The organism is Streptomyces sp. NPDC051310, from assembly GCF_044455245.1.
Taxonomy (GTDB): domain Bacteria; phylum Actinomycetota; class Actinomycetes; order Streptomycetales; family Streptomycetaceae; genus Streptomyces.
Genome location: NZ_JBITEO010000036.1, coordinates 14,756 through 39,435, shown reverse-complemented (window position 1 = coordinate 39,435; position 24,680 = coordinate 14,756). Strand labels below are relative to the sequence as shown.

19 protein-coding genes are annotated in these 24,680 nt (G+C 74.8%); 4 read left to right on the top strand and 15 right to left on the bottom strand.

Annotation, left to right across the window (positions count from 1 at the left end; all coding sequences use genetic code 11):
• The first annotated feature begins 90 nt into the window (after positions 1 to 90).
• Positions 91 to 2,259, top strand: a complete 2,169-nt coding sequence (gene helR / locus ACIA79_RS32705) for an RNA polymerase recycling motor ATPase HelR (RefSeq protein WP_399432050.1) — start codon at positions 91 to 93, stop codon at positions 2,257 to 2,259.
• A 21-nt stretch (positions 2,260 to 2,280) separates the two neighbouring features.
• Here helR and ACIA79_RS32700 read toward each other — a convergent pair whose 3' ends face one another.
• From ACIA79_RS32700 to ACIA79_RS32660, 9 genes are all read right to left on the bottom strand, one after another.
• Positions 2,281 to 2,970, bottom strand: a complete 690-nt coding sequence (locus tag ACIA79_RS32700; RefSeq protein WP_399432049.1) for a GntR family transcriptional regulator — start codon at positions 2,968 to 2,970, stop codon at positions 2,281 to 2,283.
• Positions 2,971 to 3,008: 38 nt separating this feature from the next.
• Positions 3,009 to 4,010 carry a proline racemase family protein gene (locus ACIA79_RS32695; protein WP_399432048.1) on the bottom strand — a complete coding sequence of 334 codons (1,002 nt, stop codon included), beginning with the start codon at positions 4,008 to 4,010 and terminating at the stop codon, positions 3,009 to 3,011.
• 2 nt (positions 4,011 to 4,012) lie between these two features.
• Entirely contained in the window at positions 4,013 to 4,918 is a 906-nt protein-coding gene (locus ACIA79_RS32690; RefSeq protein WP_399432047.1) for a dihydrodipicolinate synthase family protein, read from the bottom strand.
• On the bottom strand, positions 4,915 to 6,363 hold the full coding sequence (locus ACIA79_RS32685; protein WP_399432046.1) for an FAD-dependent oxidoreductase: 1,449 nt from the start codon (positions 6,361 to 6,363) through the stop codon (positions 4,915 to 4,917). Before ACIA79_RS32685 ends, ACIA79_RS32690 begins: the two co-directional genes overlap by 4 nt.
• Positions 6,353 to 6,625: a (2Fe-2S)-binding protein gene (locus ACIA79_RS32680; protein ID WP_399432045.1), complete on the bottom strand. Its 273-nt coding sequence runs from the start codon at positions 6,623 to 6,625 to the stop codon at positions 6,353 to 6,355. Before ACIA79_RS32680 ends, ACIA79_RS32685 begins: the two co-directional genes overlap by 11 nt.
• A complete protein-coding gene (locus tag ACIA79_RS32675; protein WP_399432044.1) occupies positions 6,622 to 7,803 on the bottom strand; it encodes an NAD(P)/FAD-dependent oxidoreductase in 1,182 nt (393 codons plus the stop codon). Before ACIA79_RS32675 ends, ACIA79_RS32680 begins: the two co-directional genes overlap by 4 nt.
• Before the next feature lie 107 nt (positions 7,804 to 7,910).
• A complete protein-coding gene (locus ACIA79_RS32670; RefSeq protein ID WP_399432043.1) occupies positions 7,911 to 10,247 on the bottom strand; it encodes a collagenase in 2,337 nt (778 codons plus the stop codon).
• Between the two features lie 248 nt (positions 10,248 to 10,495).
• A complete protein-coding gene (locus ACIA79_RS32665; RefSeq protein WP_399432042.1) occupies positions 10,496 to 10,894 on the bottom strand; it encodes a RidA family protein in 399 nt (132 codons plus the stop codon).
• On the bottom strand, positions 10,894 to 12,003 hold the full coding sequence (locus tag ACIA79_RS32660) for an acyl-CoA dehydrogenase family protein (protein ID WP_399432041.1): 1,110 nt from the start codon (positions 12,001 to 12,003) through the stop codon (positions 10,894 to 10,896). Before ACIA79_RS32660 ends, ACIA79_RS32665 begins: the two co-directional genes overlap by 1 nt.
• A 108-nt stretch (positions 12,004 to 12,111) precedes the next feature.
• Here ACIA79_RS32660 and ACIA79_RS32655 point away from each other — a divergent pair, with 108 nt between their 5' ends.
• Complete coding sequence (locus ACIA79_RS32655) at positions 12,112 to 13,737, top strand: AMP-binding protein (protein WP_399432040.1); 1,626 nt, start codon at positions 12,112 to 12,114, stop codon at positions 13,735 to 13,737.
• 4 nt (positions 13,738 to 13,741) lie between these two features.
• Positions 13,742 to 14,557 (top strand): PaaX family transcriptional regulator C-terminal domain-containing protein, encoded by an 816-nt coding sequence (locus ACIA79_RS32650; RefSeq protein WP_399432039.1) that lies wholly within the window; start codon positions 13,742 to 13,744, stop codon positions 14,555 to 14,557.
• Here the strand turns inward: ACIA79_RS32650 and ACIA79_RS32645 are convergent.
• Entirely contained in the window at positions 14,538 to 16,829 is a 2,292-nt protein-coding gene (locus tag ACIA79_RS32645) for a bifunctional salicylyl-CoA 5-hydroxylase/oxidoreductase (protein ID WP_399432038.1), read from the bottom strand. The two genes, ACIA79_RS32650 and ACIA79_RS32645, sit on opposite strands and share 20 nt — an antisense overlap.
• Positions 16,826 to 17,653: an enoyl-CoA hydratase family protein gene (locus ACIA79_RS32640; RefSeq protein WP_399432037.1), complete on the bottom strand. Its 828-nt coding sequence runs from the start codon at positions 17,651 to 17,653 to the stop codon at positions 16,826 to 16,828. The genes ACIA79_RS32645 and ACIA79_RS32640 overlap by 4 nt, the downstream gene beginning before the upstream one ends.
• 368 nt (positions 17,654 to 18,021) lie before the next feature.
• Between ACIA79_RS32640 and ACIA79_RS32635 the strand changes: the two genes are divergently transcribed.
• Positions 18,022 to 18,453 carry an ATP-binding protein gene (locus ACIA79_RS32635; protein ID WP_399432036.1) on the top strand — a complete coding sequence of 144 codons (432 nt, stop codon included), beginning with the start codon at positions 18,022 to 18,024 and terminating at the stop codon, positions 18,451 to 18,453.
• Here the strand turns inward: ACIA79_RS32635 and ACIA79_RS32630 are convergent.
• The 4 genes from ACIA79_RS32630 to ACIA79_RS32615 form a co-directional block, all read right to left on the bottom strand.
• Positions 18,425 to 19,897, bottom strand: coding sequence for an amino acid permease (locus ACIA79_RS32630; protein ID WP_399432035.1), 1,473 nt, complete (start codon positions 19,895 to 19,897; stop codon positions 18,425 to 18,427). The two genes, ACIA79_RS32635 and ACIA79_RS32630, sit on opposite strands and share 29 nt — an antisense overlap.
• 170 nt (positions 19,898 to 20,067) lie before the next feature.
• Entirely contained in the window at positions 20,068 to 21,066 is a 999-nt protein-coding gene (argF, locus tag ACIA79_RS32625; protein ID WP_399432034.1) for an ornithine carbamoyltransferase, read from the bottom strand.
• A gap of 221 nt (positions 21,067 to 21,287) precedes the next feature.
• On the bottom strand, positions 21,288 to 22,520 hold the full coding sequence (locus ACIA79_RS32620; RefSeq protein ID WP_399432033.1) for an arginine deiminase: 1,233 nt from the start codon (positions 22,518 to 22,520) through the stop codon (positions 21,288 to 21,290).
• Between the two features lie 60 nt (positions 22,521 to 22,580).
• The gene (locus ACIA79_RS32615; protein ID WP_399432032.1) at positions 22,581 to 24,566 is read right to left on the bottom strand and encodes a hypothetical protein; all 1,986 of its coding nucleotides are present in this window, start codon (positions 24,564 to 24,566) and stop codon (positions 22,581 to 22,583) included.
• Positions 24,567 to 24,680 lie beyond the last annotated feature (114 nt).

Sequence of the window (24,680 nt, the reverse complement as noted above, 5' to 3'; positions counted from 1 at the left end):
CGGCCGGGCCGCCGGCGCGGCCCGCGCCGGGGTTGCGGGTGAGTGCGCCGCCGGTCCGCGCGAAGACTCCGACGGAACGGGGTCGCTGACATGAGCCCTGTGACCACCAGCGCGTTCGACCTGTCCGAGCGCCTCGCCGCCAAGGCAGACCCCGCGCTGATCGCCGGCGACGAGCGGCACTTCGCGGCCGTGGCGCGGTGCCTGGAGCAGTCGATCGCCGAACTGTCCGCGCGGCTGGACACCGAGCGCCGGGCGCCCGGCGGCACGGGCCGGGAGGCCATGGAGCGGGACGCGGAGATCCACCGGCTGTCCGCACGGCTGCGCACCCTGCGCCGCTTCGGGCTGGACCTGTGCCTCGGCCGCATGGTCGGCGCGGACGACCCCGAGCCGGTGTACGTGGGGCGCCTCGGTCTGACGGACGGCGACGGCCGCCGGCTGCTGCTCGACTGGCGTTCCCCGGCGGCCGAGCCGTTCTTCGGCGCCACCCACGCCGACCCGATGGGCCTGGCCAGCCGCCGCCGGTACCGCTGGACCGACGGCCGCGTCGGCGACTACTGGGACGAGGTGTTCACCGCCGACGGGCTGTCCGGGCACGCCGCGCTGGACGACCAGTCCGCCTTCATCGCCAGCCTGGGCGCCGGCCGGTCCCCGCGGATGCGGGACGTGCTCGGCACCATCCAGGCCGACCAGGACGCCATCATCCGGGCGGGGTCGCGCGGCGCCCTCGTCGTCGACGGCGGCCCCGGCACGGGCAAGACCGTGGTCGCCCTGCACCGCTCCGCCTACCTCCTCCACTCCGACCCGCGCCTCGGCCACCGCAGGGGCGGTGTGCTCTTCGTCGGCCCGCACCGGCCCTACCTGGCCTACGTCGCCGACGTCCTGCCCAGCCTCGGCGAGGAGGGCGTGCAGACCTGCGTCCTGCGGGACCTCGTCGCCGAGGGAGCCGCCGCGGCGGCCGAGACCGACCCGGAGGTGGCCCGCCTGAAGTCGTCGGCCGGCATGGTGCGGGCGATCGAGACGGCCGTCCGCTTCTACGAGGAGCCGCCCGCCGAGGACATGACGGTCGAGACCCACTGGTCCGACGTCCGGCTCACCGCCGACGACTGGGCCGTGGCGTTCGAGGCGGCGGAACCCGGCACCCCGCACAACGAGGCGCGCGAGCAGGTCTGGGAGGAGCTGCTGACGATCCTGGAGGAGAAGCACGACGGCGACGCCCCGCCGGAGCTGCTCCGCAGGTCGCTGACGCGGAACAGGGACCTGCGCACGGCCTTCGACCGGGCGTGGCCGCTGCTGGAGGCGGCCGACGTGGTCGGCGACCTGTGGTCGGTCCCCGCCTACCTGCGGATGTGCGCCCCCTGGCTCGGCGCCGACGACGTACGGCGGCTCCAGCGCGCGGATCCCCGGGCCTGGGCGGTGTCCGACCTGCCGGTCCTGGACGCGGCGCGGCACCGGCTCGGCGACCCGGAGGCGGCGCGGCGGCAGCGCCGGCACGAGGCCGCCCTCGCCGCCCAGCGCGAGCGCATGGCGCAGGTGGTCGACAACCTGATCGAGGCGGCGGCGGACTCGGGCGCCGACGGTGACGAGGGCGAGGGCCTGGTGACGATGCTGCGCGGCCGGGACGCGCAGGTCAGCCTGGTCGACGAGTCGGAATTGCCGATCGCGGACCCGGACCTGCTGACCGGTCCGTTCGCGCACGTCGTCGTGGACGAGGCCCAGGAGCTGACCGACGCGGAGTGGCAGATGCTGCTGCGGCGCTGCCCGTCCAAGAGCCTCACCATCGTCGGGGACCGCGCCCAGGCGCGGCACGGGTTCACGGAGTCGTGGCGGGAGCGGCTCTCCCGGATCGGCCTCGACCGGATCGAGGTGGCCTCCCTGGGCATCAACTACCGCACGCCGGAAGAGGTCATGGCGGAGGCCGAGCCGGTCATCCGGGCCGCGCTCCCGGACGCCAACGTGCCGTCCTCCATCCGCAGCAGCGGCGTCCCGGTCCGCCACGGATCCGTCGCGGATCTGGACGCGGTCCTCGACGCCTGGCTGGCCGCGCATGCCGAGGGGACCGCCTGCGTCATCGGCGATCCCGCGTTCCGGGCGACCGCGCGGGTCAGGTCGCTGACCCCGGAGCTGTCGAAGGGGCTGGAGTTCGACCTGGTGGTCCTCGTCGACCCGGAGGCGTTCGGCGAGGGGGTCGAGGGAGCGGTCGACCGCTACGTCGCGATGACCCGGGCGACCCAGCAGCTCGTCGTCCTCACGAGCTCCTGAGACCGGCCCGGGCGGGCCGGATCACCCTCCCCCCGGCCCGGTCTCCTGGCGGGAGCGGGCCCACAGGGAGCGCACATGGCCCAGGTGGCGGGCCATGCACGCCTCGGCAGCCGCCGCGTCGCCCGCCAGCATGAGGTCGAGCAGTTCGATGTGCTCCTGCGCGGAGGGGACGAGCAGGCCGCGCTCGTCCAGGGCCGTCAGGCCGTAGAGGCGGGAGTGCTTGCGCAGGTCGCCCACGGTCTCGACGAGGCGGTCGTTGCCGGAGAGGGCCAGCAGGGAGAGGTGGAAGCGGCGGTCGGCGTCCAGGTAGCCGATGAGGTCGTGCTCCTGCGCGCGGGTGACGATCTCCTCGGCGACCGGCCGCAGCTCCTCCAGCCGCTGCCGGTCGGCCGTGGCGGTGACCGCGCCGACGGTGGGCACCTCGATGAGGGCCCGCAGCTCCGCGTACTGGTCGAGGTCCCGTTCGCTGACCTCGGTGATCCGGAAGCCCTTGTTCCGTACCGGTTCCACCAGGCCCTCGCGGGCCAGTTCCAGCATCGCCTCGCGCACCGGGGTCGCGGAGACGCCGAAGCGGGCGGCGAGGCCGGGCGCCGAGTGGACCTCGCCCGGGCGCAGTTCGCCGGAGATCAGCGCCGCGCGCAGGGCGTGCGCGACCCGGTCGCTCAGCCGCTCCTGACTGGTGAGGGTGGTGATCAGGGTGCGCTCTGCCATGGCTCTGTCTCCGGGGGAACTGCGGGTCGGGGCGGTCGTCACAGCAGGAAGCCCGCCGGGAACGGGTCCGCCGGGTCGAGGAAGTACTGGGCGGTGCCGGTGATCCACGCCCGGCCGGTGACGGTCGGGACGACGGCGGGCAGGCCGCCGACGGTGGTCTCCCCGACCAGGCGCCCGGTGAACCGCGTACCGATGAACGATTCGTTGACGAAGTCGCGGCCGAGGGGCAGTTCGCCGCGCGCGTGCAGTTGCGCCATGCGCGCGGAGGTGCCGGTTCCGCACGGCGACCGGTCGAACCAGCCGGGGTGGATCGCCATGGCGTGGCGGGAGTGCACGGCGTCCGAGCCCGGGGCGGCGAGGTAGACGTGCTTGACGCCGCCGATCGCCGGGTCCTCGGGGTGGACGGGGCGCTGGGCGGCGTTGACGGCGTCCATGAGGGCGAGGCCGGCCGCGAGCAGCTCGTCCTTGCGGTCCCGGTCGAAGGGCAGGCCCAGCGCGTCGAGGGACACGACGGCGTAGAAGTTGCCGCCGTACGCCAGGTCGTAGGCGACGGTGCCGTACCCGGGGACCTCGACCGTGCGGTCCAGCCCGGCGCAGAAGGCCGGCACGTTGGTGAGGGTGACGGAGACCGCGGCGCCGTCCTCCACCCGGACGTCGGCGGAGACCAGGCCCGCGGGGGTGTCGAGGCGGACGGTGGTGACGGGCTCGGTGACGGGCACCATGCCCGTCTCGACGAGTACGGTCGCCACGCCGATGGTGCCGTGGCCGCACATGGGCAGCAGTCCCGAGACCTCGATGTACAGGACGCCGTAGTCGGCGTCCGGGCGCGTGGGCGGCTGGAGGATCGCGCCGCTCATCGCGGCGTGGCCGCGCGGTTCGTACATCAGCAGGGTGCGGACGTGGTCGAGGTGGCGCATGACGTGCTCGCGGCGCTCGGCCATCGTGGCCCCGGGGAGGGTGCCGACGCCACCGGTGATGACGCGGGTCGGCATGCCCTCGGTGTGCGAGTCGACGGCGTGGTAGACGTGCCGGCTGCGCATGGCTAGGCGAGTCCTTCCGCGAGCGCCTTCTCGGTGGCCGCACGGACGGCGGCGTACTGCTCCTCGTCCAGGGGGGTCCGGGGCGGGCGGCACGGTCCGCCGCGGTGGCCGGCCACGTCCATGGAGACCTTGATGGCCTGGACGAACTCGGGTTTGGAGTCCCAGCGCAGCAGCGGGTGCAGGGCCCGGTAGAGCGGCAGGGCGGTGCCGAGGTCGCCGGCGGTGGCGGCGCGGTACAGGGCGGCGCAGGAGGCGGGGAGGGCGTTGGGGTAGCCGGCGATCCAGCCCACGGCACCGGCGACGGACAGCTCCAGGAGCACGTCGTCGGCGCCGGTCAGCAGGTCGAGCCCGGGAGCCAGTTCGGCGATCTCGTAGGCCCGGCGCACGTCCCCGCTGAACTCCTTGACGGCGACGATGCTGCCGTCGGCGTGGAGCTGGGCGAGCAGCCGGGGCGTCAGGTCGACCTTGGTGTCGAAGGGGTTGTTGTACGCGACGACGGGCAGCCCCGCCCGGGCGACCTCCGCGTAGTGGGCGCGGACGGAACGCTCGTCGGCGCGGTACGCGTTGGGCGGCAGCAGCAGGACCGAGCCGGCGCCCGCCTCGGCGGCCTGCTCGGCCCAGCGTCGGGCCTCGGCGCTGCCGTAGGCGGCGACGCCGGGCATCACCCGGGCCCCGTCGCCGGCGGCTTCGACGGCGACGCGCACGATACGGGCCCGCTCGTCGTCGGTGAGCGTCTGGTACTCGCCGAGCGAGCCGTTGGGCACGACGCCGTCGCAGCCCTGGGAGACGAGCCGGGCGACGTGCTCGGCGTAGGCGTCGTAGTCGACGGAGAGGGTGTCGTCGTCGCGCAGCGGGAGGGCGGTGGCGACCATGATGCCGTGCCAGGGTGCGGTGCGGTGGTCCATCATGCGGCTCCTGGTGGTTGTGCCAGATGGCTCAGCGGGACGGGGCAGGACAGCGGGCGCCGGTCGGGCGCCGGGTCCTCGCCCGCGAGGCGGGCGACGGCCTGGCCGCACATGCGGCCCTGGCACCAGCCCATTCCTGCGCGGGTGAGCAGTTTGACGGTGCGCGCGTCCCGCGCACCGAGGGTGGTGACGGCCTCGCGGACGCGGTCGGCGGTGACCTCCTCGCAGCGGCACACCTCGGTGCCGTCGTCCAGCCAGGCGGTCCAGCCGGGTCCGGGCCGGTGGGCCGCGGCCATGGCGTCGGCGAAGGCGCGCAGCCGGGCGCGGCGGCGGGTGAGGGCGGCGGCGCGGCGGGGCGCACCGGGCGCCGCCGCCCGGGCCGCGGACGGCGACGCGACCGAGGCCGAGGATGTGCCCGGGGACAGGGCGCGGGCGATGGACAGCGCGGCGAGTTCGCCCTCGGTGCGGGCGAGGTCCACGCCGCCGATGCCGCAGGTCTCCCCGGCCGCCCAGACACCGGGCACGGAGGTGCGCTGCTCCGCGTCGACGGCGAGGGCCGGGGTGCCGTCGGCGGTGCGGCGGACGGAGCAGCCGAGCCCGGTGGCGAGTTCCAGCTGCGGTACGAGGCCGTGGCCGACGGCGAGCGCGTCGCAGGGGACGCGGCGGCCGGTGCCGGGGACGGGCCGCCAGTCGCGGTCCAGCCGCGTGACGGTGACGGCCTCGACGCGCGCGGTGCCGTGGGCGGCGGTGACGGCGTGGCGGGTGAGCAGGCGGGTGGTGTGGCGCAGGAGGGAGCCGCCGTGGCGGGCCGCCTCGGCGAGCTTGCCCGCGTTGCGGGCGAGGGTGCCGGCGTGGCGGGCGTAGGCGGTGTAGCCGGCGGCCTCGACGACGGCCGGGACGCGGGCACCGGCGCCGGCGAGCGTGGTGGCGACGGCGAGCAGCAGGGGGCCGCTGCCGGCGACGACGACGCGGCGGCCGGGGAGTACGCGCCCGGACTTGAGCATCGCCTGGGCGCCGCCGGCGCCGACGACCCCGGGCAGGGTCCAGCCCGGGAAGGGCAGGTGGCGTTCGTACGCCCCGGTGGCGAGGAGGACCGCGCGGGCGCGGACGGTGGCCGCGCCCTCCTCGGGCCCGGCGACGCAGTGCAGCAGCCAGGAGTCCCCGTCCCGTACGACGGTCCACACGTGGTGGGCCGGCCGGTGGTCGACGCTCCGCAGGCGGCGGACGAGGGGCCTGGCGGCGCGGGGCGGTTCCCCGGGTGCGGGGTGCCGGTGGATCTGGCCGCCGACCCGCTCCCCCGCGTCGAGCAGTACGACGTTCAGCCCGTGGGCCGCGGCGGTGCCCGCGGCGGCGAGCCCCGCGGGTCCGGCGCCCACGACGGCGAGGTCGGCGGTGGGCGGGTCGCCCGCGGGGTCCGCGGCGGGGGCGGGGCGGGGATCAGCCGGCATGTCCGGTGCCCTCCTGGGTGGTGACGGTGTCGCCGGGGCGTACGGGGACCAGGCAGGCCCGCTGGTTGGGGCGGCCGTTGACGGTGGCGAGGCAGTCGTAGCAGGTGCCGATCCCGCAGAACGCGCCGCGCGGAGCGCCGCCGGCGCGGGTGGTGCGCCAGGCGAGGACGCCGGCGCCCCAGAGGGCGGCGGCGACGCTCTGCCCGGGCAGCGCGGTGAGGGTGCGCCCGTCGAACGTGAAGGTGAACGGCACGGGTGTCACCGGTCGGCTCCTTCCTGAGCGTCGAAACGGCCGGGGTCGAACGGCCGGAGGTCCACGGGGGGCGGGTCGCCGCGCAGGGCGGCCGCGACGAGCAGGCCGGTCGCCGGGGCGAGCCCGATGCCCGCGCCCTCGTGGCCGCAGGCGTGGTAGAGGCCCGGCACCCGCGGGTCGGGGCCGATGGCCGGGAGGTGGTCGGGCAGGTAGGGGCGGAAGCCGCAGTACGTGCGCAGGGCGCGTACCCCGCCGAGCGCCGGGAACAGTGCGGTGGCCGCGGTGGCGAGCCGCCGCAGCGCCTCCGTGGACAGCGTCCGGTCGAATCCGACGCGCTCGCGGGTGGCGCCGATGAGGACGGGGCCCGCGGGGGTGGACTCGACGACGGCGGACGACTGCAGGGCGGCGGAGTCGCTGGCGACGTCGGCGACGTAGTCCGCGGCGTACACCTTGTGGCGTACGAGGCCGGGCGGCAGCGGTTCGGTGACGAGGACGAAGCCGCGGCGCGGCCGGACGGGCAGGCGGGTGCCGGCCAGTGCGGCGACCTGCCCGGCCCAGGTGCCGGTGGCGTTGACGACGACGGGGGCGTGGAGGTCTCCGCGCGGGGTGCGCACGCCGCGGACCGCGCCGCGCGCGTCGGTGAGCACGGCCGTCACCTCCTCGCCGAGGCGGAGGGCGGCGCGCGAGGCGCGCAGCAGGTGGGCGGCGGCGCGGGCGGGCTGGACCTGGGCGTCCTGCGGGTAGTGGAAGCCTCCGGCGAGGCCGGGCGCGAGGTGGGGTTCGAGATCGCGCAGCCGGTCGGCGGGGACCTCGTGCGCCTCGACGCCGGCCGCGCGCTGGCCCGCGGCGAAGGCGCGGAGCGCGGTGCGGGCGGTCTCGTCGGCTGCGACGACGAGACCGCCCTTCGGCTCGTACTCGGCCTCCGGTGGGAGGACGTCGGTGAGTTCGCGCCACAGTCGGGTGGACAGCAGCGCGAGGTCGAGCTCGGGGCCCGCCCCCTTGTCGGAGACGAGCAGGTTGCCCTCGCCGGCGCCGGTGGTGCCGCCCGCGACGGGGCCGCGGTCGACGACGGCGACGGCGAGTCCACTGCGGCCCGCGTAGTAGGCGCAGGCCGCGCCGACGACTCCGGCGCCGATGATCACGGCGTCCAGGACGTCCGGCGGATGACTCACATGTCGCGTGGGCACAGCAATAATATTTCACGTACTACTGCTGCCCGTACAGGGTCCGGCACGGGAAATCCCCTCCCTTTCCGTCGAGTTGGTGCCGGACCCCTCGGGAGCGGCCTTCCGGGTCAGCTGCGCAGCGGCCCTTCGCAGGTGTAGTCCGAGGTCGCGCCGGTGCGGTCGGCCCAGATCTCCGCCTCGCCGAAGTGGCAGTTCATGTCGGCGAGGTTGGTGGCCGCGGGGCGGGCGCGGTCGAGGAGGAAGTGGTCGACGGTCTCCGCCATGTCCCGGAAGACCAGGTCGGGGTTGCCGGCGTCCGTCAGGCGCGCGGTGATCCGTCCCGTGCAGACGAAGCGGCGCTTGGCGGTGTCCCCGTTGTCCGTGCAGCGCGGGTCGGCCGCGGTGGCCGCGGCGAAGGCCGCCCGCACCGCGTCGGCGCCGGTGTGGTCGAGCCGGTCGTTCGGGACGTAGCGGGTGTCGGGCACGAAGAGGTCGTCCGCCTTCGCCGTCTGCACGTCGAGGAAGGCGTCGTACCCGCGCTGGAGCCCGGCGTCCCGGCCGAGCCGGCCGCGCCAGGCGTCGAAGGCGGCGGGGTCGTCGGCGCGCAGGTGCCGGTACATCTCCCGCAGCAGCGCCGGACGTTCGGTCCACAGGTACGAGAAGAAGGTGCCCGCGTAGCTGTAGAAGCGGAAGCCGTCGCCCTCGTACGTGGCGTGCAGGAGCTGGTCGACGCTCATGCGCGGGCTGCCGTCGGCGGTGTCGGCGATGATGCCGCGGACGAGGGACCTGCGCACGGCGACGCCGTCGTCGCGGGTGGCTCCGGCGAAGAACTCCGCCGTCCCCTCGTCCATCGCGGTGGTGCGGTCGCCCTGGTACCACGGCCCCTCGCCGAAGTAACCGGGCACGGCGTACCGGCCGTTGAGGTAATGGACGTACTCGTGGCGGAAGAGCTCCTCCAGGGTGAGCGAGGAGTCCTGGGGGACGCGCCGCTGGTAGGTGTAGAAGGTGGCGCCGCGCTCGATGTAGACGCCGCCGTTGTCGGTGCCCATGCCGGTCAGGAGCGGGTGGTAGTTCTCGTAGTCGGCGCGCGAGGCGTACAGGACGACGGTCAGCGCGGTGTTGGTGTCCCCGGTCAGCGGCGTCGCGGCGCCGAGGACGCGGTGGTACTGGGCCTTGACCTGCTTGCTCGCGTAGTACAGCTGGTCGACGGTGGGGGTGTCGAGGCCCGTGCGGACCGTGATGCCGCCGGTGTCGTAGCGGTAGGTGTGCGGGAAGATCCGCCGCTCGATGTCCTCCTTGCAGACGCGGTACGGCTTGCACGCCTCGTAGAAGACCAGCCAGCCGGCCAGCCGCGCCCACGGGGCGCTGCCCTCACCGAAGTTCCGCACGACGGGGTCGAGGAGCGCGCCCACGTCGGGCACGATCGCGGCCCTGATCGCGTCGATCTGGCCGAAGCGGCCGTACTCGGCGAGCGCGTCGCGCACCACCCAGGCGTTGGGCGTGCCCTTGAGGTGGGTGTACTGGGCGAAGGCGCGGAAGGCGGCGCGGTAGGCGGTGTTGCGGGCGACCAGGGTGTGGAAGGCGGTGTCGCGGTTGCCGGGGTACACGCCGAGGTAGTTCACGGAGAGCGCGGCGAGGGCCGCGCCGCCCCAGGCCGGGTCGCGGTAGGTGGTGGTGTGGTACTTGTCCATCGTCGCCAGGACCTTCTGGATCAGGCCCAGTTGGGAGTGGCGCAGTCCGCTGCCGCTGCCGGTGTAGAGGGCCTCGCGCAGGCTCTCGGCGTTGGTGCGGGTGGCGCGGAAGGAGCGGGCGGCCGAGCCGAAGGCGTGGACGGCGCGGCGCATGGCCTCGGCGGTGGGCGGGTCGGTGACGTCTATCTCGCCGCGCGAGAAGTCGTGGTACACGACCGCGTGCAGGTAGGTGAGCATCTCCAGCAGGTGGGTGCCGTTGAGGCCGTCGTGGCCGGGAGCGAGTGCGGAGACGCGGCGGGACACGGCCTGGACGTGGGCGTCCGACATGACCGGCGCGAGCCGGGCGTCCCACGTCCAGATCAGGGTGCGCAGACAGCCGTCGGCGGTGACGGCGGGGTCGGCGAGGAAGTCGGCGAACTCCTCGGGGCGTAACCCGGTGACGGCGCCGAGGGTGCAGTCGGGGGCGAGGGTGGCGCCGGGCGCCGCCGGCGCCGGGGTCTGCGGCCCCGGGACGCGGGTGGTGGTGCGCCTGCCGGGGGCGGGCGCGGGCGCGGGCCCGGTCCGGGGTGCGGTGGCGAGGCGCAGCACCTCGTCGCGGGGAGCGCGGGAGTCGCGGGGAACGGCGCGATCGGCGGGATCGGTGGGGTCGGCCGCGACGGGGGCGGGGGCGGTGTGACCTGTGGGGGTGGTGGGGGTGGAGGGCACGGCGAAGGCCGGTGCGCCGCCGAGCAGCGTCGCGGTGGCGAGTGCTGCGGCGAGGAGGGTTCTGCGCACGGGTCCGTGCGGTGACGGCTGGGGCACTTACGGCTCCTGGAGGGAAGACGGGCCGGGTTGTCGAGTGCATGCCACTGGTGTGCGATGCGTAACATAGTAATGTGATATTGCACTGACAACCCGTCAGAGCCCTTTCGCTGTACCGCGGAGGCGCATCGGGGGACCGAACCCGGAGGAACCGGGCGTCCCGCCCCCGCGGGGACGGGAGGCCCGGCGACAGGGACCGGGGAGCCGGAACGGAGCGGGCGTCAGTCCAGGACCGCGAAGCCGTCCAGCTCCACCAGCGCCTGCTCGTCCCACAGGCGGACCACCCCGACGACCGCCATCGCCGGGTAGTCCCGGCCCGCCAGCCGCCGCCAGACGCGGCCCAGTTCGGGCGCCCGGGCGCGGTAGTCGGCGACGTCCGTGGCGTACACGGTGACGCGCGCCAGGTCGGCGGGCGTGCCGCCGGCGGCCTTCAGCGCGGCCAGCAGGTTCCCGAGGGCCGTCTCGAACTGCTCCGGGAGGGTCTCCCCCACCACCCGGCCGTCCCCGTCCAGCGCGGTCTGCCCGGCCAGGAAGACCAGCCGCGACCCGGTGGCGGTGACGGCGTGCGAGAAGCCGGTCGGCGGGGACAGCTCGGAGGGGTTGATGCGTTCGAGGCTCATCAGGCGTACAGCTCCTTCGCGATGATCGTGCGCTGCACCTCGGTGGCGCCCTCGTAGATGCGCGGCGCCCGCACCTCCCGGTACAGGTGCTCCAGCAGGTGGCCGCGCTCCAGGGCGCGGGCGCCGTGCAGCTGGACGGCCGCGTCGACGACGTACTGCGCGGTCTCCGTGGCCAGCAGCTTCGCCATGGCGGCGCGCTTCGGGACGTCCGCGGCCCCCTCGTCGTACGCCGCGGCCGCCGCGTACACGAGGAGGCGGGCCGCCTCGGTGCGGGTGGCCATCTCGGCGACCTGGTGGGAGACGGCCTGGAGGTCCTTGAGCACGCCCCCGAACGCGGGCCGGCGGGCGGTGTGGGCGAGGGTCGCGTCGAGGGCCGCCTGCGCCATGCCGACGGCGAAGGCCCCGACGCTGGGCCGGAAGAGGTTCAGGGTGGTCATCGCGACGCGGAAGCCCCGGTCCACCTCGCCCAGCACGTCCGCGCGCGTGACGGGCACTCCGTCGAAGCGCAGGCTGCCGATGGGGTGCGGCGACAGCATGTCTAGCCGGCGGCCCGTCAGGCCCGGCCGGTCGGCGGGGACCAGGAAGGCGGTGACGCCGCGGGCCCCGGCGCCCGGTGCCGTCCGGGCGAAGACGGTGTGGAGGTCGGCCTCGGGCGCGTTGGAGATCCAGCACTTCTCCCCCGTCAGCCGCCAGCCCTCCCCGTCGGGCGCGGCTTCGAGGGCGAGCGCGGCCGCGTCCGACCCGGCGTCCGGCTCGCTGAGGGCGAAGGCGGCCACCGCCCGCCCGGCGGTCACCTCCGGCAGCCAGCGCGCCCGTTGCCCGGGCGTGCCGCACGCGGCCACCGGATGGGCGCCCAGCCCCTGGAGGGCGAGCGCGGTCTCCGCCTCCGTGCACTCGCGGGCGAGGGACTCGCGCATCAGGCACAGGTCGAGGGCTCCGGCGCCGAAGACCCGGGCCAGCAGCCCCAGTTCGCCCAGGGCGGCGACGAGCGGCCGGTTGACGCGGCCGGGTTCCCCCTTCTCCGCGAGGGGCCGCAGCCGCTCGGCGGCCAGGACACGCAGCTCTTCGCACCACGCGGTGCGTTCCGGTTCGAGTGAGAATACGGGCATTCGCGCCCTCCGCCGCCGAGTCGTATCGCGCACCATTGACTGTCGTCACCATCACGATACGCTCGATGGGCGTTCCCACCACCCCTCCGCCTTGCCAGGGGGCGAACCATGGAGCTGACCGGATCGGCCCACCTCGACACCTTCGCCCGCGACCACCTGCCGCCCCGCGAACAGTGGCCCGACCTCCTGTTCGAACTTCCCTGGCTGCGCTATCCGGACCGGCTCAACTGCGGCGCTGAGCTGCTGGACCGCACGGCGGAGCGGTTCGGTCCCGGCCGGCCGGCCTTCCGGGACGGCACGGGCGGCGTGTGGACCTACGGCGAACTGCGCGACCGGGTCGACCGGATCGCCCACGTCCTCACCCGCGAGCTCGGCGTGGTGCCCGGCAACCGGGTGCTGCTGCGCGGCCCGACGACCCCGTGGCTCGCCGCCTGCTGGCTCGCGGTGATGAAGGCCGGCGCGGTGGCCGTCACCGTCCTGGCGCAGGCACGGGCCCGGGAGCTGGCCGTGATGTGCGCGATGGCGGAGGTCCGCCACGCGCTGTGCGACGTCCGCACGGTCGACGACCTGGTGAAGGCCGGGGTGCCGGGGCTCCGCGTGACGGCGTACGGCGGTGACGCGCCCGACGACCTGCTGCGGCTGGCGGCCCGTCACCAGGGCACGTACGACGCCGTCGCCACCGCCGCCGACGATGTGGCGCTGATCGCCTTCACCTCCGGGACCACCGGGCGGCCCAAGGGGTGCATGCACTTCCACCGCGACGTGCTGGCCGTCGCCGACACGTTCTCGGCGCAGGTGCTCCGCCCCGGTCCGGACGACCTGTTCGCCGGCAGCCCCCCGCTCGGCTTCACCTTCGGCCTCGGCGGTCTGGTGATCTTCCCCCTGCGGGCGGGCGCGTCGGCGCTGCTGCTGGAGCAGTCCGGGCCCCGGCAGCTGCTGCCCGCCATCGCGGAGCACCGGGTCTCGGTGCTCTTCACCGCGCCGACCGCCTACCGGGTGATGCTGGAGGAGCTCGACGGGTACGACATCGGCTCGCTGCGCCGGTGCGTGTCGGCCGGGGAGAACCTGCCCGCCGCCACCTGGCGGGCGTGGCAGGAGCGGACCGGGCTGCGGATCATCAACGGCATCGGCGCCACCGAGCTGCTGCACATCTTCGTCTCGGCGGCCGACGGAGACATCCGGCCCGGCACGACGGGCGTCCCGGTGCCGGGATGGCAGGCACGGGTCGTGGACGCCTCCGGACGGCCGGTCCCGGACGGGGAGGAGGGGTTCCTGGCCGTGCGCGGGCCGGTGGGCTGCCGCTACCTGTCCGATCCGCGCCAGACGCAGTACGTCCGGCACGGCTGGAACGTCACCGGGGACACCTACGTCCGCGAGCCGGACGGTTATCTGCGCTACGTCGCCCGGGCGGACGACATGATCATCTCGGCGGGGTACAACATCGCGGGCCCCGAGGTCGAGGACGCCCTGCTGGCCCACCCCGACGTGGTCGAGGCGGCCGTGGTGGGCCGGCCCGACGAGCTGCGCGGCCAGGTCGCCGTGGCGTACACGGTGGTCCGGGAGGGAGCGGCGCGCGACGGAGCCGCGGCCGAGGCGCTGCGCGGTTTCGTGAAGACGCGCCTCGCCCCGTACAAGTGCCCGCGCGAGATCGTCTTCCTCGACGCGCTGCCGCGCACGGCCACCGGAAAGCTCCAGCGCTTCCGGCTGCGCGCGCAGGACGCGCCCGTACAGTGATCACGTGGCCGAGCAGCACACCCCGCGTTCCCTGATCGTCTCCCTGTACGGCGCGTACGGGCGGACGCCCGACGACGCCCCGCTGCCGGTGGCCGAGCTGATCCGGCTGCTGGCGGTGCTCGGCGTGGACGCCCCCTCGGTGCGGTCGTCGGTGTCCCGGCTCAAGCGGCGCGGGCTGCTCCAGCCGTGCCGCACGGCGGACGGAGCCGCCGGTTACGCCCTGTCGGCGGACGCCCGGCAGCTTCTGGACGACGGCGACCGGCGCATCTACGCGGCCGGGGAGCGGGCCGGCGAGGAGGGCTGGGTGCTGGCCGTCTTCTCGGTGCCGGAGGCCGAGCGGCACAAGCGGCACCTGCTGCGCTCGCGCCTGGGCCGCCTCGGCTTCGGCACGGCGGCACCGGGTGTGTGGATCGCCCCGGCCGCCCTGTACGAGGAGACCCGCCACACCCTGACGCGGCTCCATCTGGACCCGTACGTGGACCTCTTCCGAGGCGAGCACCTGGGCTTCGCCCCCACGGCCGAGGCGGTGGGCCGCTGGTGGGACCTGGCCGCGATCGCCAAGCTGTACGAGGAGTTCCTCGACCTCCACGAGCCGGTGCTGCGGACCTGGTCGACGCGCGAACCGTCCCCCGAGGAGGCGTACCGCGACTACCTGCTCGCCCTGGACTCCTGGCGGCGGCTCCCGTACGCGGACCCGGGCCTGCCGGCCGCGCTGCTCCCGGCGGGCTGGCCGGGCGGCCGGGCGGCCGCGGTCTTCGGGGGGCTGCACGGGCTGCTGCGGGACAAGGGCGAGGGCTTCGTCAGGAGCGGGGCGGCGTGAGGCCGAGGCGCGGCTTCGGTGCGTCGGTGCGGCCGGTCGGGGGCGTGCGGCTGCCGGCCCGGTACGGGGTCGGCCAGGGGGCGGCGGGGCCGTCGTAGCCCTGCTCGGCCGCGGCGTGCAGGGTCCAGTGCGGGTCGTACAGGTGCGGGCGGCCCACGGCGCACAGATCGGCCCGGCCCGCCAGGAGCAGGGAGTTGACGTCGTCCCAGGAGGAGATGGCGCCGACGGCGATGACGGGGACCTTCAGGGCGTTGCGGATCCGGTCCGCGTACGGCGTCTGGTACGAGCGGCCGTACTCGGGCCGTTCGTCGGGCACGACCTGGCCGGTGGAGACGTCGATCGCGTCGGCACCGTGCTCGGCGAAGGCGCGGGCGATGGCGACGGCCTCCTCGGCGGTGGTGCCGCCGGGCGCCCAGTCGGTGGCCGAGATGCGTACGGTCAGGGGCCGCTCGCCGGGCCAGGCGGCCCGTACCGCGTCCAGCACCTCCAGCGGGAAGCGCAGCCGCCGCTCCAGCGAGCCGCCGTAGGCGTCGGTGCGGCGGTTGGTGAGGGGGGACAGGAACCCGGAGAGCAGATAGCCGTGGGCGCAGTGCAGTTCGAGGAGGTCGAAGCCGGCGCGGGCGGCGCGGCGCGCCGCGGCCGCGAACTGCTCCCTTATGTCGGTGAGCGCGGCCCGGTGCAGCTCGTGCGGCACCTGGTTGACGCCGGGGCGGTAGGGCAGCGGGGAAGCGGCGACCACGGGCCAGTTGCCGGAGTCGAGGGGCTGGTCGATGCCTTCCCACATGAGCTTGGTGGAGCCCTTGCGGCCGGAGTGGCCCAGCTGCACGCCGATGGCGGTGCCGGGCGCCTGCCGGTGCACGAAGTCGGTGATCCGGGACCAGGCGGCGGCCTGTGCGGGCGTCCACAGTCCGGCGCAGCCGGGGGTGATGCGGCCCTCGGGGCTGACGCACACCATCTCGGTCATCACCAGCCCCGCGCCGCCGAGGGCCCGGGCGCCGAGGTGGACGAGGTGGAAGTCGCCGGGGACCCCGTCCACGGCCGAGTACATGTCCATGGGCGAGACGACGACCCGGTTGCGCAGCGTCAGACCGCGCAGCCGGAACGGCGTGAACATCGGCGGAGTGCCGGGCGGGCAGCCGAAGTCCCGCTCGACGGCCTCGGTGAAGCGGGCGTCGCGCAGCCTCAGGTTGTCGTGGGTGACCCGGCGGCTGCGAGTGAGGAGGTTGAACGCGAACTGGCGCGGCGGCTGGTCCAGGTAGCCGGCCAGGTCCTCGAACCAGCGCAGGCTGGCGGCGGCCGCGCGCTGCGTGGACTCCACGACGGGGCGGCGTTCGGCCTCGTACGCCGCGAGGGCCGGGGCGAGCGCGGGCTGCTCCTGGATGCAGGCGGCGAGGGCCAGGGCGTCCTCGACGGCGAGCTTGGTGCCGGATCCGATGGAGAAGTGGGCGGTGTGGGCGGCGTCGCCGAGCAGGACCGTGCCGCCGTGCGACCAGCGCTCGTTGACGACGGTCCGGAAGGCGGTCCAGGTGCTCTTGCTGGAGGTCAGGGGACGGCCGCGCAGCGCCTCGGCGAAGATCTTGGCGCAGCGGCCGACGGACTCCTGGACGTCGAGCTCGTCGAATCCGGCGGCCTGCCAGACCTCCTCGCGCATCTCCACGATGACGGTGGAGGCGTCCGCCGCGTACGGGTAGCCGTGGAGCTGCATCACGCCGTGCTCGGTCTCCGCGATCTCGAAGCGGAACGCGTCGAAGGCGAAGTCCGCGGCGAGCCAGATGTAGCGGCAGCGGTGGGTCGTGACGGTCGGCCGGAAGACGTCGGCGTGGGCCGCGCGGGTGCGGCTGTGGACGCCGTCGGCGGCGATCACCAGATCGTGCCCGGCGGCCAGTTCCGGGGCGGGCGGCGCCTCGGTGCGGGAGCGGAGCCGTACGCCGAGGTCCGCGCAGCGCTCGTGGAGGATCTCCAGCAGCCTGCGCCGGCCGAGCGCGGCGAAGCCGTGGCCGCCGGAGGTGAGGGTGCGGCCGCGGTGGACGATGTCGATGTCGTCCCACCGGACGAACTCCGCCCGGAGCGCGGCGTACACGTCGGGGTCGGCGTGCTCGATGCCGCCGAGGGTCTCGTCGGAGAGGACGACGCCGAAGCCGAAGGTGTCGTCGGGGGCGCCCCGCTCCCAGACGGTGACGTCCCGGGCCGGGTCGAGGCGCTTGAGCAGGGCGGCGGCGTAGAGCCCGCCGGGACCGCCGCCGATCACGGCGACCCGCAGGGGGCGGGTCATCGTCCCTGCCACTTCGGGGGGCGCTTCTCGGTGAAGGCGGCGTGGAACTCGGCGTAGTCCTCGCCGTTCATCAGCAGGGCCTGCGTCGCGGCGTCGAGCTCGACGGCCGCGGCCAGCGGCATGTCCAGCTCGGCGGTCAGCAGGGCCTTGGTCTGGGCGTACGCGAGGGCGGGGCCGTCGGCCAGCCGGCGGGCGAGCGCGGCGGCGCGCTCGTCGGCGCGGCCCTCCTCGGTGAGCTCGCTGATCAGGCCGATGCGCTCGGCCTCGGGCGCCCGGACCGGTTCGCCGAGCATCAGCAGCCGGGTGGCGTGGCCGAGGCCGACGACGCGGGGCAGCAGGTACGCGGCTCCCATGTCGCCGCCGGAGAGGCCCACCTTCGTGAAGAGGAAGGCGAAGCGTGCGGACGGGTCGGCGATCCGGAAGTCGGCGGCGAGGGCGAGGACGGCCCCGGCTCCCGCGGCCACCCCGTGCACGGCGGCGATCACGGGGAAGGGCGCCTCGCGCAGGGCCCGCACGACCTGGCCGGTCATCCGGTTGAAGTCCAGGAGCTGGGCGGTGTCCATGGCGAGCGTGGCGCCGATGATGTCGTCGACGTCGCCGCCGGAGCAGAAGCCGCGCCCCTCGCCGGACAGGACGAGGGCCCGGACGGCCCGCTCGCGGGACAGCTCGGCGAGCATGTCGCGCAGGTCGGCGTAGGCGCCGAAGGTGAGCGCGTTGAGCTTGGCGGGGCGGGCGAGGGTGACGGTGGCGACGCCGTCGTCGATGGCGAGCCGCAGATGGCGCCACTCGGGGGTGCGGGGCGCGGAGCTGGTGAACGGGCTCATGGGGTGCGGCCTCCCTCGGCGAGCGCGATGCCCGAGTGCCGGTGCCTGGACCGGTGCCGGTATCCGTACCGGTGCCTGGACCGGTGCAGGTGTGCGTACCTGTGCCGGTATCTGTGCCTGTGCCTGCCTGTGCGGGACACGAGGTGCCCGCCTCTCGAAGTTATCACTCATACGTGACCGCCGTCACGTAGACGCGATACACGGGCGCGCGGCCGTCACACTGTCCGCGACCGGCGAAGGTCCTGTATCAGCTGTGGCACAGGTCTCCCGGCGGGCGGGCATCCGCCTCTGGTGTGGCCGGATCCGGTCCGTAAGGTGGGACCCACCCGCCGAACCGTTGAACGGAAACCGAACGGAGGACCGCCACCGTGCTCGAAGCGTCCGGACCCGCCTCCTGGCGTCTCGCGCTGCCGCACTCCGCGGCCGCCGTGCCGCTCGCCCGGGCCCTGGTGCGGACGGCACTCGCCGACCGCGACGCGACGGCGTCGGCCGACGCCGACACGGCGGAGCTGCTGACGGCCGAACTGGTGGCGAACGCGGTGAAGCACACCGACCCCGGCGACCCGCCGATCGAGCTGGTGGTGGAGCTGCTGGAGACGGGGTGCCAGGTCGAGGTGCACGACCGCGACCCGGACCCGCCCGGCGACCTGTCGCCCGCCCACACCACGCCGCCGGACCCGTGGCAGGAGCACGGGCGCGGCCTGCTGCTGATCCGGACGCTCAGCGCGGCGTGCGGGCACCGCCGTACCGCTCAGGGCAAGGCGGTGTGGTTCACCCTGCCGGCACTCGGGACGGCGTGAGGCCCTCCTCCGTCCCGGTGTCCCCGGCCGCCTGAGCCTCCGCCTCCGCGGCGGGAGGGGCGGCCAGACGCGAGTTGCGCCGGCCGTAGCCCGCGTACACCAGGGCCCCGGCCACCAGGAAGACGGCGAACTGCACCCAGGTGGTCCACCCCGTGCCCCACATCAGGTACAGGCAGAAGGCGACGCCCAGCACCGGGCTGACCGGGTAGAGCGGCACCCGGAAGCTGCGCTCGGTGTCGGGGTGGCGGCGGCGCAGCGCGACCACGGCGACGTTGACGACCGCCATGACGGCGAGGGTGCCGATCGTGGTCAGGTTCATCACCACGTCGAGCGGGACGACGGCGGCCGGGACGGCGAAGACGCCGGCGACGATCCAGGTGTTGGCGACGGGGGTGGAGGTCTTCGGGGAGACCTTCGCGAAGACCCGCGGGATGAGCCCGTCGCGCGACATCGACATCAGGATGCGGGTCTGGCCGTACATCACGGCGAGGACGACCGAGGCGATGGCGACGACCGCGCCGAAGGCGATGATGCCGCCGCCGACGGCGGAGCCGGTGACCTCGTCGACGATGAGGGAGAGCGCGGCCGGCCGGCCGGCGACGTCGTCGGCCGACATGGCGCCGATGGCGGCGAGCGCGACCAGGCAGTACAGCAGCGTGACGGCACCGATGCAGATCATGATCGCGAGGGGGACGGTCCGGCGGGGGTTCTTGACCTCCTCGCCCGCGGTGGTGATCGCGTCGAAGCCGATGTACGAGAAGAAGGCGAGCGACGCCCCGGAGGTGACCCCGGCGAGGCCGTGCGCCGCGAACGGCGAGAGGTTGCCGGAACGGAAGGCGGTCAGCGCCAGCGCGCAGAACACGACGAGGATCGCGATCTTGACGACCGCCATGACGGCGGTGGCGCGGGCGCTCTCGCGCACACCGCGCACCAGCAGCACCGCGGCGAGCAGGATCACCACGACGGCCGGGATGTTGACGATGCCGCCGTCGCCCGGCGGGGCGGACAGCGCGGCGGGCAGCTCCACGCCGATGAGGCCGTCGAGCAGTTCGTTGAGGTACTGGCCCCAGCCGACCGAGACGGCCGAGACGGACACGCCGTACTCCAGGAGCAGGCACCAGCCGGTGAGGAACGCCACGCGCTCGCCGAGGGCGGCGTACGCGAAGGAGTAGGAGCTGCCCGAGACCGGGATCGCGCTGCCCAGCTCGGCGAAGGAGAAGGCGGTGAACACGCAGGTGATCGCGGCCAGGACGAAGGAGACGACGACCGCGGGGCCGGCTTCGGCGACGCTGTCCGAGAGCCCGACGAAGATGCCGGTGCCGACGATGGCGCCGACGCCGAAGCACACGAGCTGGAAGAGGCCCATGGTGCGCTTCAGCCCGTGTCCCTCCAGGTCGGCGCCGGATTCGGCGACCAGTTGGGCGGGGGTCTTGAGGCGCGGCATAGGGGGTTCTCCCGGATGATGCAAGGGCTGTGCTGGGCGGTGCGGGCCGGTGCAGGGGTGGTGCACAGGCGAAAGGGGTCCGGGCATGTGAGCCCGAACCCCGCCATGTCCTTCGAGACTAACCGGTACATCACATATTCACCCAATCGGCCGCATGGCTATTCCCGCGCTCAGCCCAGCGTGGCGACCAGGAGCGCCTTGATGGTGTGCATGCGGTTCTCGGCCTCGTCGAAGACGACCGAGTGCTCCGACTCGAAGACCTCGTCGCTCACCTCCAGCTCGGTCAGCCCGTGCCGCTCGTGGATGTCGCGGGCGATCGACGTACCGAGGTCGTGGAACGCGGGCAGGCAGTGCAGGAATCTCACCCGCGGGTTGCCGGTGGCGCGCAGGACGTCCATGGTGACGGCGTACGGGCCGAGGGCGGCGATGCGCTCGTCCCAGACCTCCTTGGGCTCGCCCATCGAGACCCAGACGTCGGTGATGACGAAGTCGGCGCCCGCGACCCCCTCGGCGATCTCCTCGGTGAGCGTGATGCGGGCGCCGCTGGTCCGGGCGAGCCCACGCGCCCGCGCCACGACGGCGTCGGCCGGCCAGTACGCGCGGGGCGCGACGATCCGCACGTCCATGCCCAGCAGCGCGCCGGTGACCAGGTAGGAGTTGCCCGTGTTGTAGCGGCCGTCGCCCAGGTACGCATACGCGATGCCCTCCAGGGGCTTGTCGGTGTGCTCGGTCATGGTGAGCACGTCCGCGAGCATCTGCGTGGGGTGCCAGTCGTCGGTCAGGCCGTTGTAGACGGGGACGCCGGCGTGGGCGGCCAGCTCCTCGACGGTCGACTGGGCGTCGCCCCGGTACTGGATGGCGTCGTACATGCGGCCGAGGACGCGGGCGGTGTCCTTTGCCGACTCCTTGTGGCCCATCTGCGATCCGGACGAGTCCAGGTAGGTGGTGAAGGCGCCCTGGTCGGCGGCGGCGACCTCGAATGCGCAGCGGGTGCGCGTCGAGGTCTTCTCGAAGATGAGGGCGATGTTGCGGCCGCGCAGCCGCTGGACCTCGGCCCCCGCCCTCTTCTCCGCCTTGAGCTGGGCAGCCAGATCGATCAGACTGCGGAACTCGTCGGCGGTGAAGTCCAGCTCCTTGAGGAAGTGGCGGCCGGAGAGATCGGTGGCCATGGGACGCTCCTGGGTTCCGGGGTCGGGGACCGTGGAAGTCTATACGAGGCTCAGAATTTCTATTCAGTCAGGGGGAGGCTCACCCGGCGCGGTCGCCCCGCACCGCCGGAACGGCCGGTGCGGGGCGGCCCGGCCGGTACGGCTCCATCCTGGCGGCCGGCGCGGCGGGGCTCATCCGGAAGGGGTCCGCGGGAGGGTCCGGGCGCGGGGGCCCGGCGGGCTCACTCCGCGTCGCGCTCGACCGGGCAGCTCATGCAGCGCGGGCCGCCGCGGCCCCGGCCCAGCTCGCTGCCCGGGATCTCGATCACCTCGATGCCCTCGCGCCGCAGATGCGTGTTGGTGGTGACGTTCCGCTCGTAGGCGACCACCACCCCCGGCTCCACCGCCAGCACGTTGCAGCCGTCGTCCCACTGCTCGCGCTCGGCCGCGTGCACGTCCTGCGTCGCGGTCAGCACCCGGATCGAGGTCATCCCGAGCGCCGCCGCGATCGCGCTGTGCATCTGCTCGGGCGGATGGTCCGAGACCTTCAGCGTGCCGCCCCGGTCCCCCGGGTCGATGGTGTAAGAGCGCAGCATGCCGAGCCCCGCGTACTGCGTGAACGTGTCCGCCGCGACCATCGTCATCACCGTGTCCAGGTGCATGAAAGCACGCCTCTTCGGCATGTCGAGCGCCACGATCGTGCGCGCGGAGCCGGCCGCGAACATGCCACGGGCCAGCATCTCCACCGCCTGGGGGGTGGTCCTCTCGCTCATCCCGATGAGCACCGCGCCGTTGCCGAGCACCAGCACGTCGCCGCCCTCGATGGTGGACGGGTAGTCGTCCTGCCCCTCCGACCAGTGGTGGAAGGAGCCCGCCTCGGGGCCGGTGAAGAGGGGGTGGTGCTTGTAGATCGCCTCGAAGTGGACCGTCTCGCGCTGCCGGGCCGGGTAGCGCATGGCGTTGATGGCGACCCCGTCGTATATCCAGGCGGAGGTGTCGCGGGTGAAGAGGTGGTTCGGCAGCGGCGGCAGCAGGAAGTCGTCCAGGTCCATCACGTGGAACCGGACGGACGTCGGCTCGGGGTGACCGGCCAGGTACTCCCGCTTCGTCATCCCGCCGACCAGCGCCTCGACCAGCTCGGCCGTCTCCATGGCGTCGAAGACCGCTCTCAGGTGGTCCGTGGCGAGCGGCCCGTACTCCTTCTCGTCGAAGACCCGGTCCAGTACGAGTTTGCGGGCCGCCGGCATCTCCAGCGCCTCGCGCAGCAGATCACCGAAGAGGTGCACCACCACGCCCCGGTCGCGCAGTACGTCGGCGAACCCGTCGTGCTCCTGACGCGCCCGCCGCACCCAGAGCACGTCGTCGAAGAGGAGCCCCTCCTTGTTGCTGGGCGTGAGCCGCTTCAGCTCCAGGTCGGGCCGGTGCAGGATGACGCGGCGGAGCCGCCCGGTCTCGGAGTCGACATGGAATCCCATGCCTCCATCCTGGCCGAGGCGGGCGCTCCGCGCGCCCCCGCGTGCGGGACCGACGTACCGTCAGTTGACCACCAGCAGCGCCAAGAGGAGCACCAGGAGGATCACGAGGGCGGCGCCCAGGCCGACGAGGACGAACCGGCCGTCCTGCACCCCCGGCTGGTCCTCGGAGCCCTCCCGGCGGCCGGCGGGTGTCGCGGATGCCGGCGCGGTGCCTTCGGATTCCTGGGGCTCGGGCCGGGGCGCGGGGGCGGGCGTCGGGGGCGGGGGTGCGGGCGTCGGGGGCTCAAGCGCGGCGGCGGGCGTCGGCGGTACGGGTGCCGGGGCGGGGGCGGGCGTCGCGGGCGCGGGCGCGCGGGGCTGTGACGCGGGTGCGGGTGCCGGGGCGTGCGGGGGCGGGGGCGCGGGGGGCTGCGAGACGGCCGGGGGACCGTCGGTGTACGCGGCCATGAGCAGGGCCTGCCAGGCCGCCTCGGGCAGCCGGGGCTCGTCGCTCTCCACGATCCGGCGCACCGCCGCCTGCGCGGCCCGGTGCGGCCCGGTGCTCAGCCTCGGCAGCAGGACGGCCAGCCGGTCCGAGATCCGCGGGTCGCCGAGCAGCGGGCGGACCGCCCAGCGGTAGAGGGAGGCGGCGTTGGCGGCACGCACCCCGCCATCGGGGTCGCCGAGGTCCACCGCGCGGTCCGTCAGGAACAGCCCCTGGTCGAGCAGGACGACGCACAACTGCGTGCGCGTCTCCCGGCTCCAGGCCGGCCACCGCTCCACGGCCTCCTCCACGAGCTGCGTCAGCACGTCGTAGTGGACGGGCTGGCGCAGCGCGCGCAGCAGGTCCGCGTCCGGAGCCCCGCCGAGCACCTCGCGGGGCAGCGGTTCCCCCGGGGCGTGCGGGTCGGCCGGGTCGTACGGACGGGCCACCGCCGCGAGCAGGCGGCCGGGGCGGCCGCCCCGCGAGCCCCCGGTGCGCCGCCACCCGCGCGCCCCGCGGCGCGGGACCGGCCACTCCGGCGCGGCGGGCGGCTCGGGACCGGCACCCGCCGCCACGGGCGGTGGCTGCGCCGGGGGGTGCGCCGGCCGGGCGGCGGGACGGTCCTCGTCCGCCAGCAGGGCCAGCGCGTGCTCCGCCACCTCCAGCAGGGGCCGCGACGCCCGCCCGGCGGCGCTGCCGAGCGCGGTGCTCACCCGGCGGCCGGGCCGGCCGTCCTCCCCGAGGTCGCGCAGGTGGTGGGAGACCAGCCGCCGCGCGACCTCCTCGGCCCGGTCCGCGCGCCGCTCCAGGGGATCCGTGCGCCGCCGGGGCCCGCCGCCGGGCGGCCGGCCCGCCCAGCGTCCGAGGAACACGAACCGCAGGTCGTCCGGCTCGGCGGTGCCGTGCGTGGCGAACGTCCAGCCGTCCCCGGCGTGGTCGCCGAAGATGCCGTACAGCCCCCACAGCACCCGGCAGGCCGTCTCGCCGCCCGAGGGGTCCAGCAGCGTGAAGCGGGCGCCGGGATCCCGCAGGAACTCGGCGACGGCGCCCGTCAGTTCGTCCCGGGCGCGCGACACGGTCCGGGCGAGGAGCAGCCGGCCCTCCTCGGCCGTCGGCCGCAACGCGGCCCCGGGGACGGGCGGCAGCGGCCCGCGCACGTCGGGCGGCAGCTTGCTGCCCTGCCAGCACCAGCCGTGCAGGCCCAGGCAGGTCGCGGGGTCGAGGAGGTCCGCCGGCCCGACGAGCGCGTGGCACAGGGTGCCGGTGCGTCCGTCCGCGTCGCGCCACGGCGAACGGTGCGCGAGCAGGACGCCGTCGCCGTACCGCAGGCGCACCAGCGCCGGTGCGCTGTCCCCGCCCGTGGGGCGCAGCAGGGCCGCGGCGCGGCCGAGGTCGCCCTTCGCCGCCTCGGCACCGGGCGACCAGGCCACCGGGCCGGGCGCGGTGGTGCCGCCGCCGGTGGCACCGGAAGCACCCTCGCGGCCGGCGCCGGTGTCCCAGCGGAAGACGATCTGGTCCAGTGCCGCACCACCTGCTGGAACTACGGCTTCCGCAATGGAGCGGTCCTGACCGGAAAGACCCACCGTGCACCCCCGAAAGCCGTTGCCCTGCCCGTACCGGGCTGCCCGCGCCGCGACAGCGCCGACCTCCGCACTGACGTGCGCCCGCGCGTCCGTTCGCATGCAACTCCGCAGCTC

Coding starts and splice junctions, on each gene's coding strand:
- ACIA79_RS32620 (WP_399432033.1), bottom strand. CDS start 22,520: ATGGGATTCCATGTCGACTCCGAGACCGGGCGGCTCCGCCGCGTCATC.
- ACIA79_RS32645 (WP_399432038.1), bottom strand. CDS start 16,829: ATGACCCGCCCCCTGCGGGTCGCCGTGATCGGCGGCGGTCCCGGCGGG.
- ACIA79_RS32640 (WP_399432037.1), bottom strand. CDS start 17,653: ATGAGCCCGTTCACCAGCTCCGCGCCCCGCACCCCCGAGTGGCGCCAT.
- ACIA79_RS32655 (WP_399432040.1), top strand. CDS start 12,112: ATGGAGCTGACCGGATCGGCCCACCTCGACACCTTCGCCCGCGACCAC.
- argF (WP_399432034.1), bottom strand. CDS start 21,066: ATGGCCACCGATCTCTCCGGCCGCCACTTCCTCAAGGAGCTGGACTTC.
- ACIA79_RS32630 (WP_399432035.1), bottom strand. CDS start 19,897: ATGCCGCGCCTCAAGACCCCCGCCCAACTGGTCGCCGAATCCGGCGCC.
- ACIA79_RS32660 (WP_399432041.1), bottom strand. CDS start 12,003: ATGCCCGTATTCTCACTCGAACCGGAACGCACCGCGTGGTGCGAAGAG.
- ACIA79_RS32690 (WP_399432047.1), bottom strand. CDS start 4,918: ATGATGGACCACCGCACCGCACCCTGGCACGGCATCATGGTCGCCACC.
- helR (WP_399432050.1), top strand. CDS start 91: ATGAGCCCTGTGACCACCAGCGCGTTCGACCTGTCCGAGCGCCTCGCC.
- ACIA79_RS32695 (WP_399432048.1), bottom strand. CDS start 4,010: ATGCGCAGCCGGCACGTCTACCACGCCGTCGACTCGCACACCGAGGGC.
- ACIA79_RS32685 (WP_399432046.1), bottom strand. CDS start 6,363: ATGCCGGCTGATCCCCGCCCCGCCCCCGCCGCGGACCCCGCGGGCGAC.
- ACIA79_RS32665 (WP_399432042.1), bottom strand. CDS start 10,894: ATGAGCCTCGAACGCATCAACCCCTCCGAGCTGTCCCCGCCGACCGGC.
- ACIA79_RS32700 (WP_399432049.1), bottom strand. CDS start 2,970: ATGGCAGAGCGCACCCTGATCACCACCCTCACCAGTCAGGAGCGGCTG.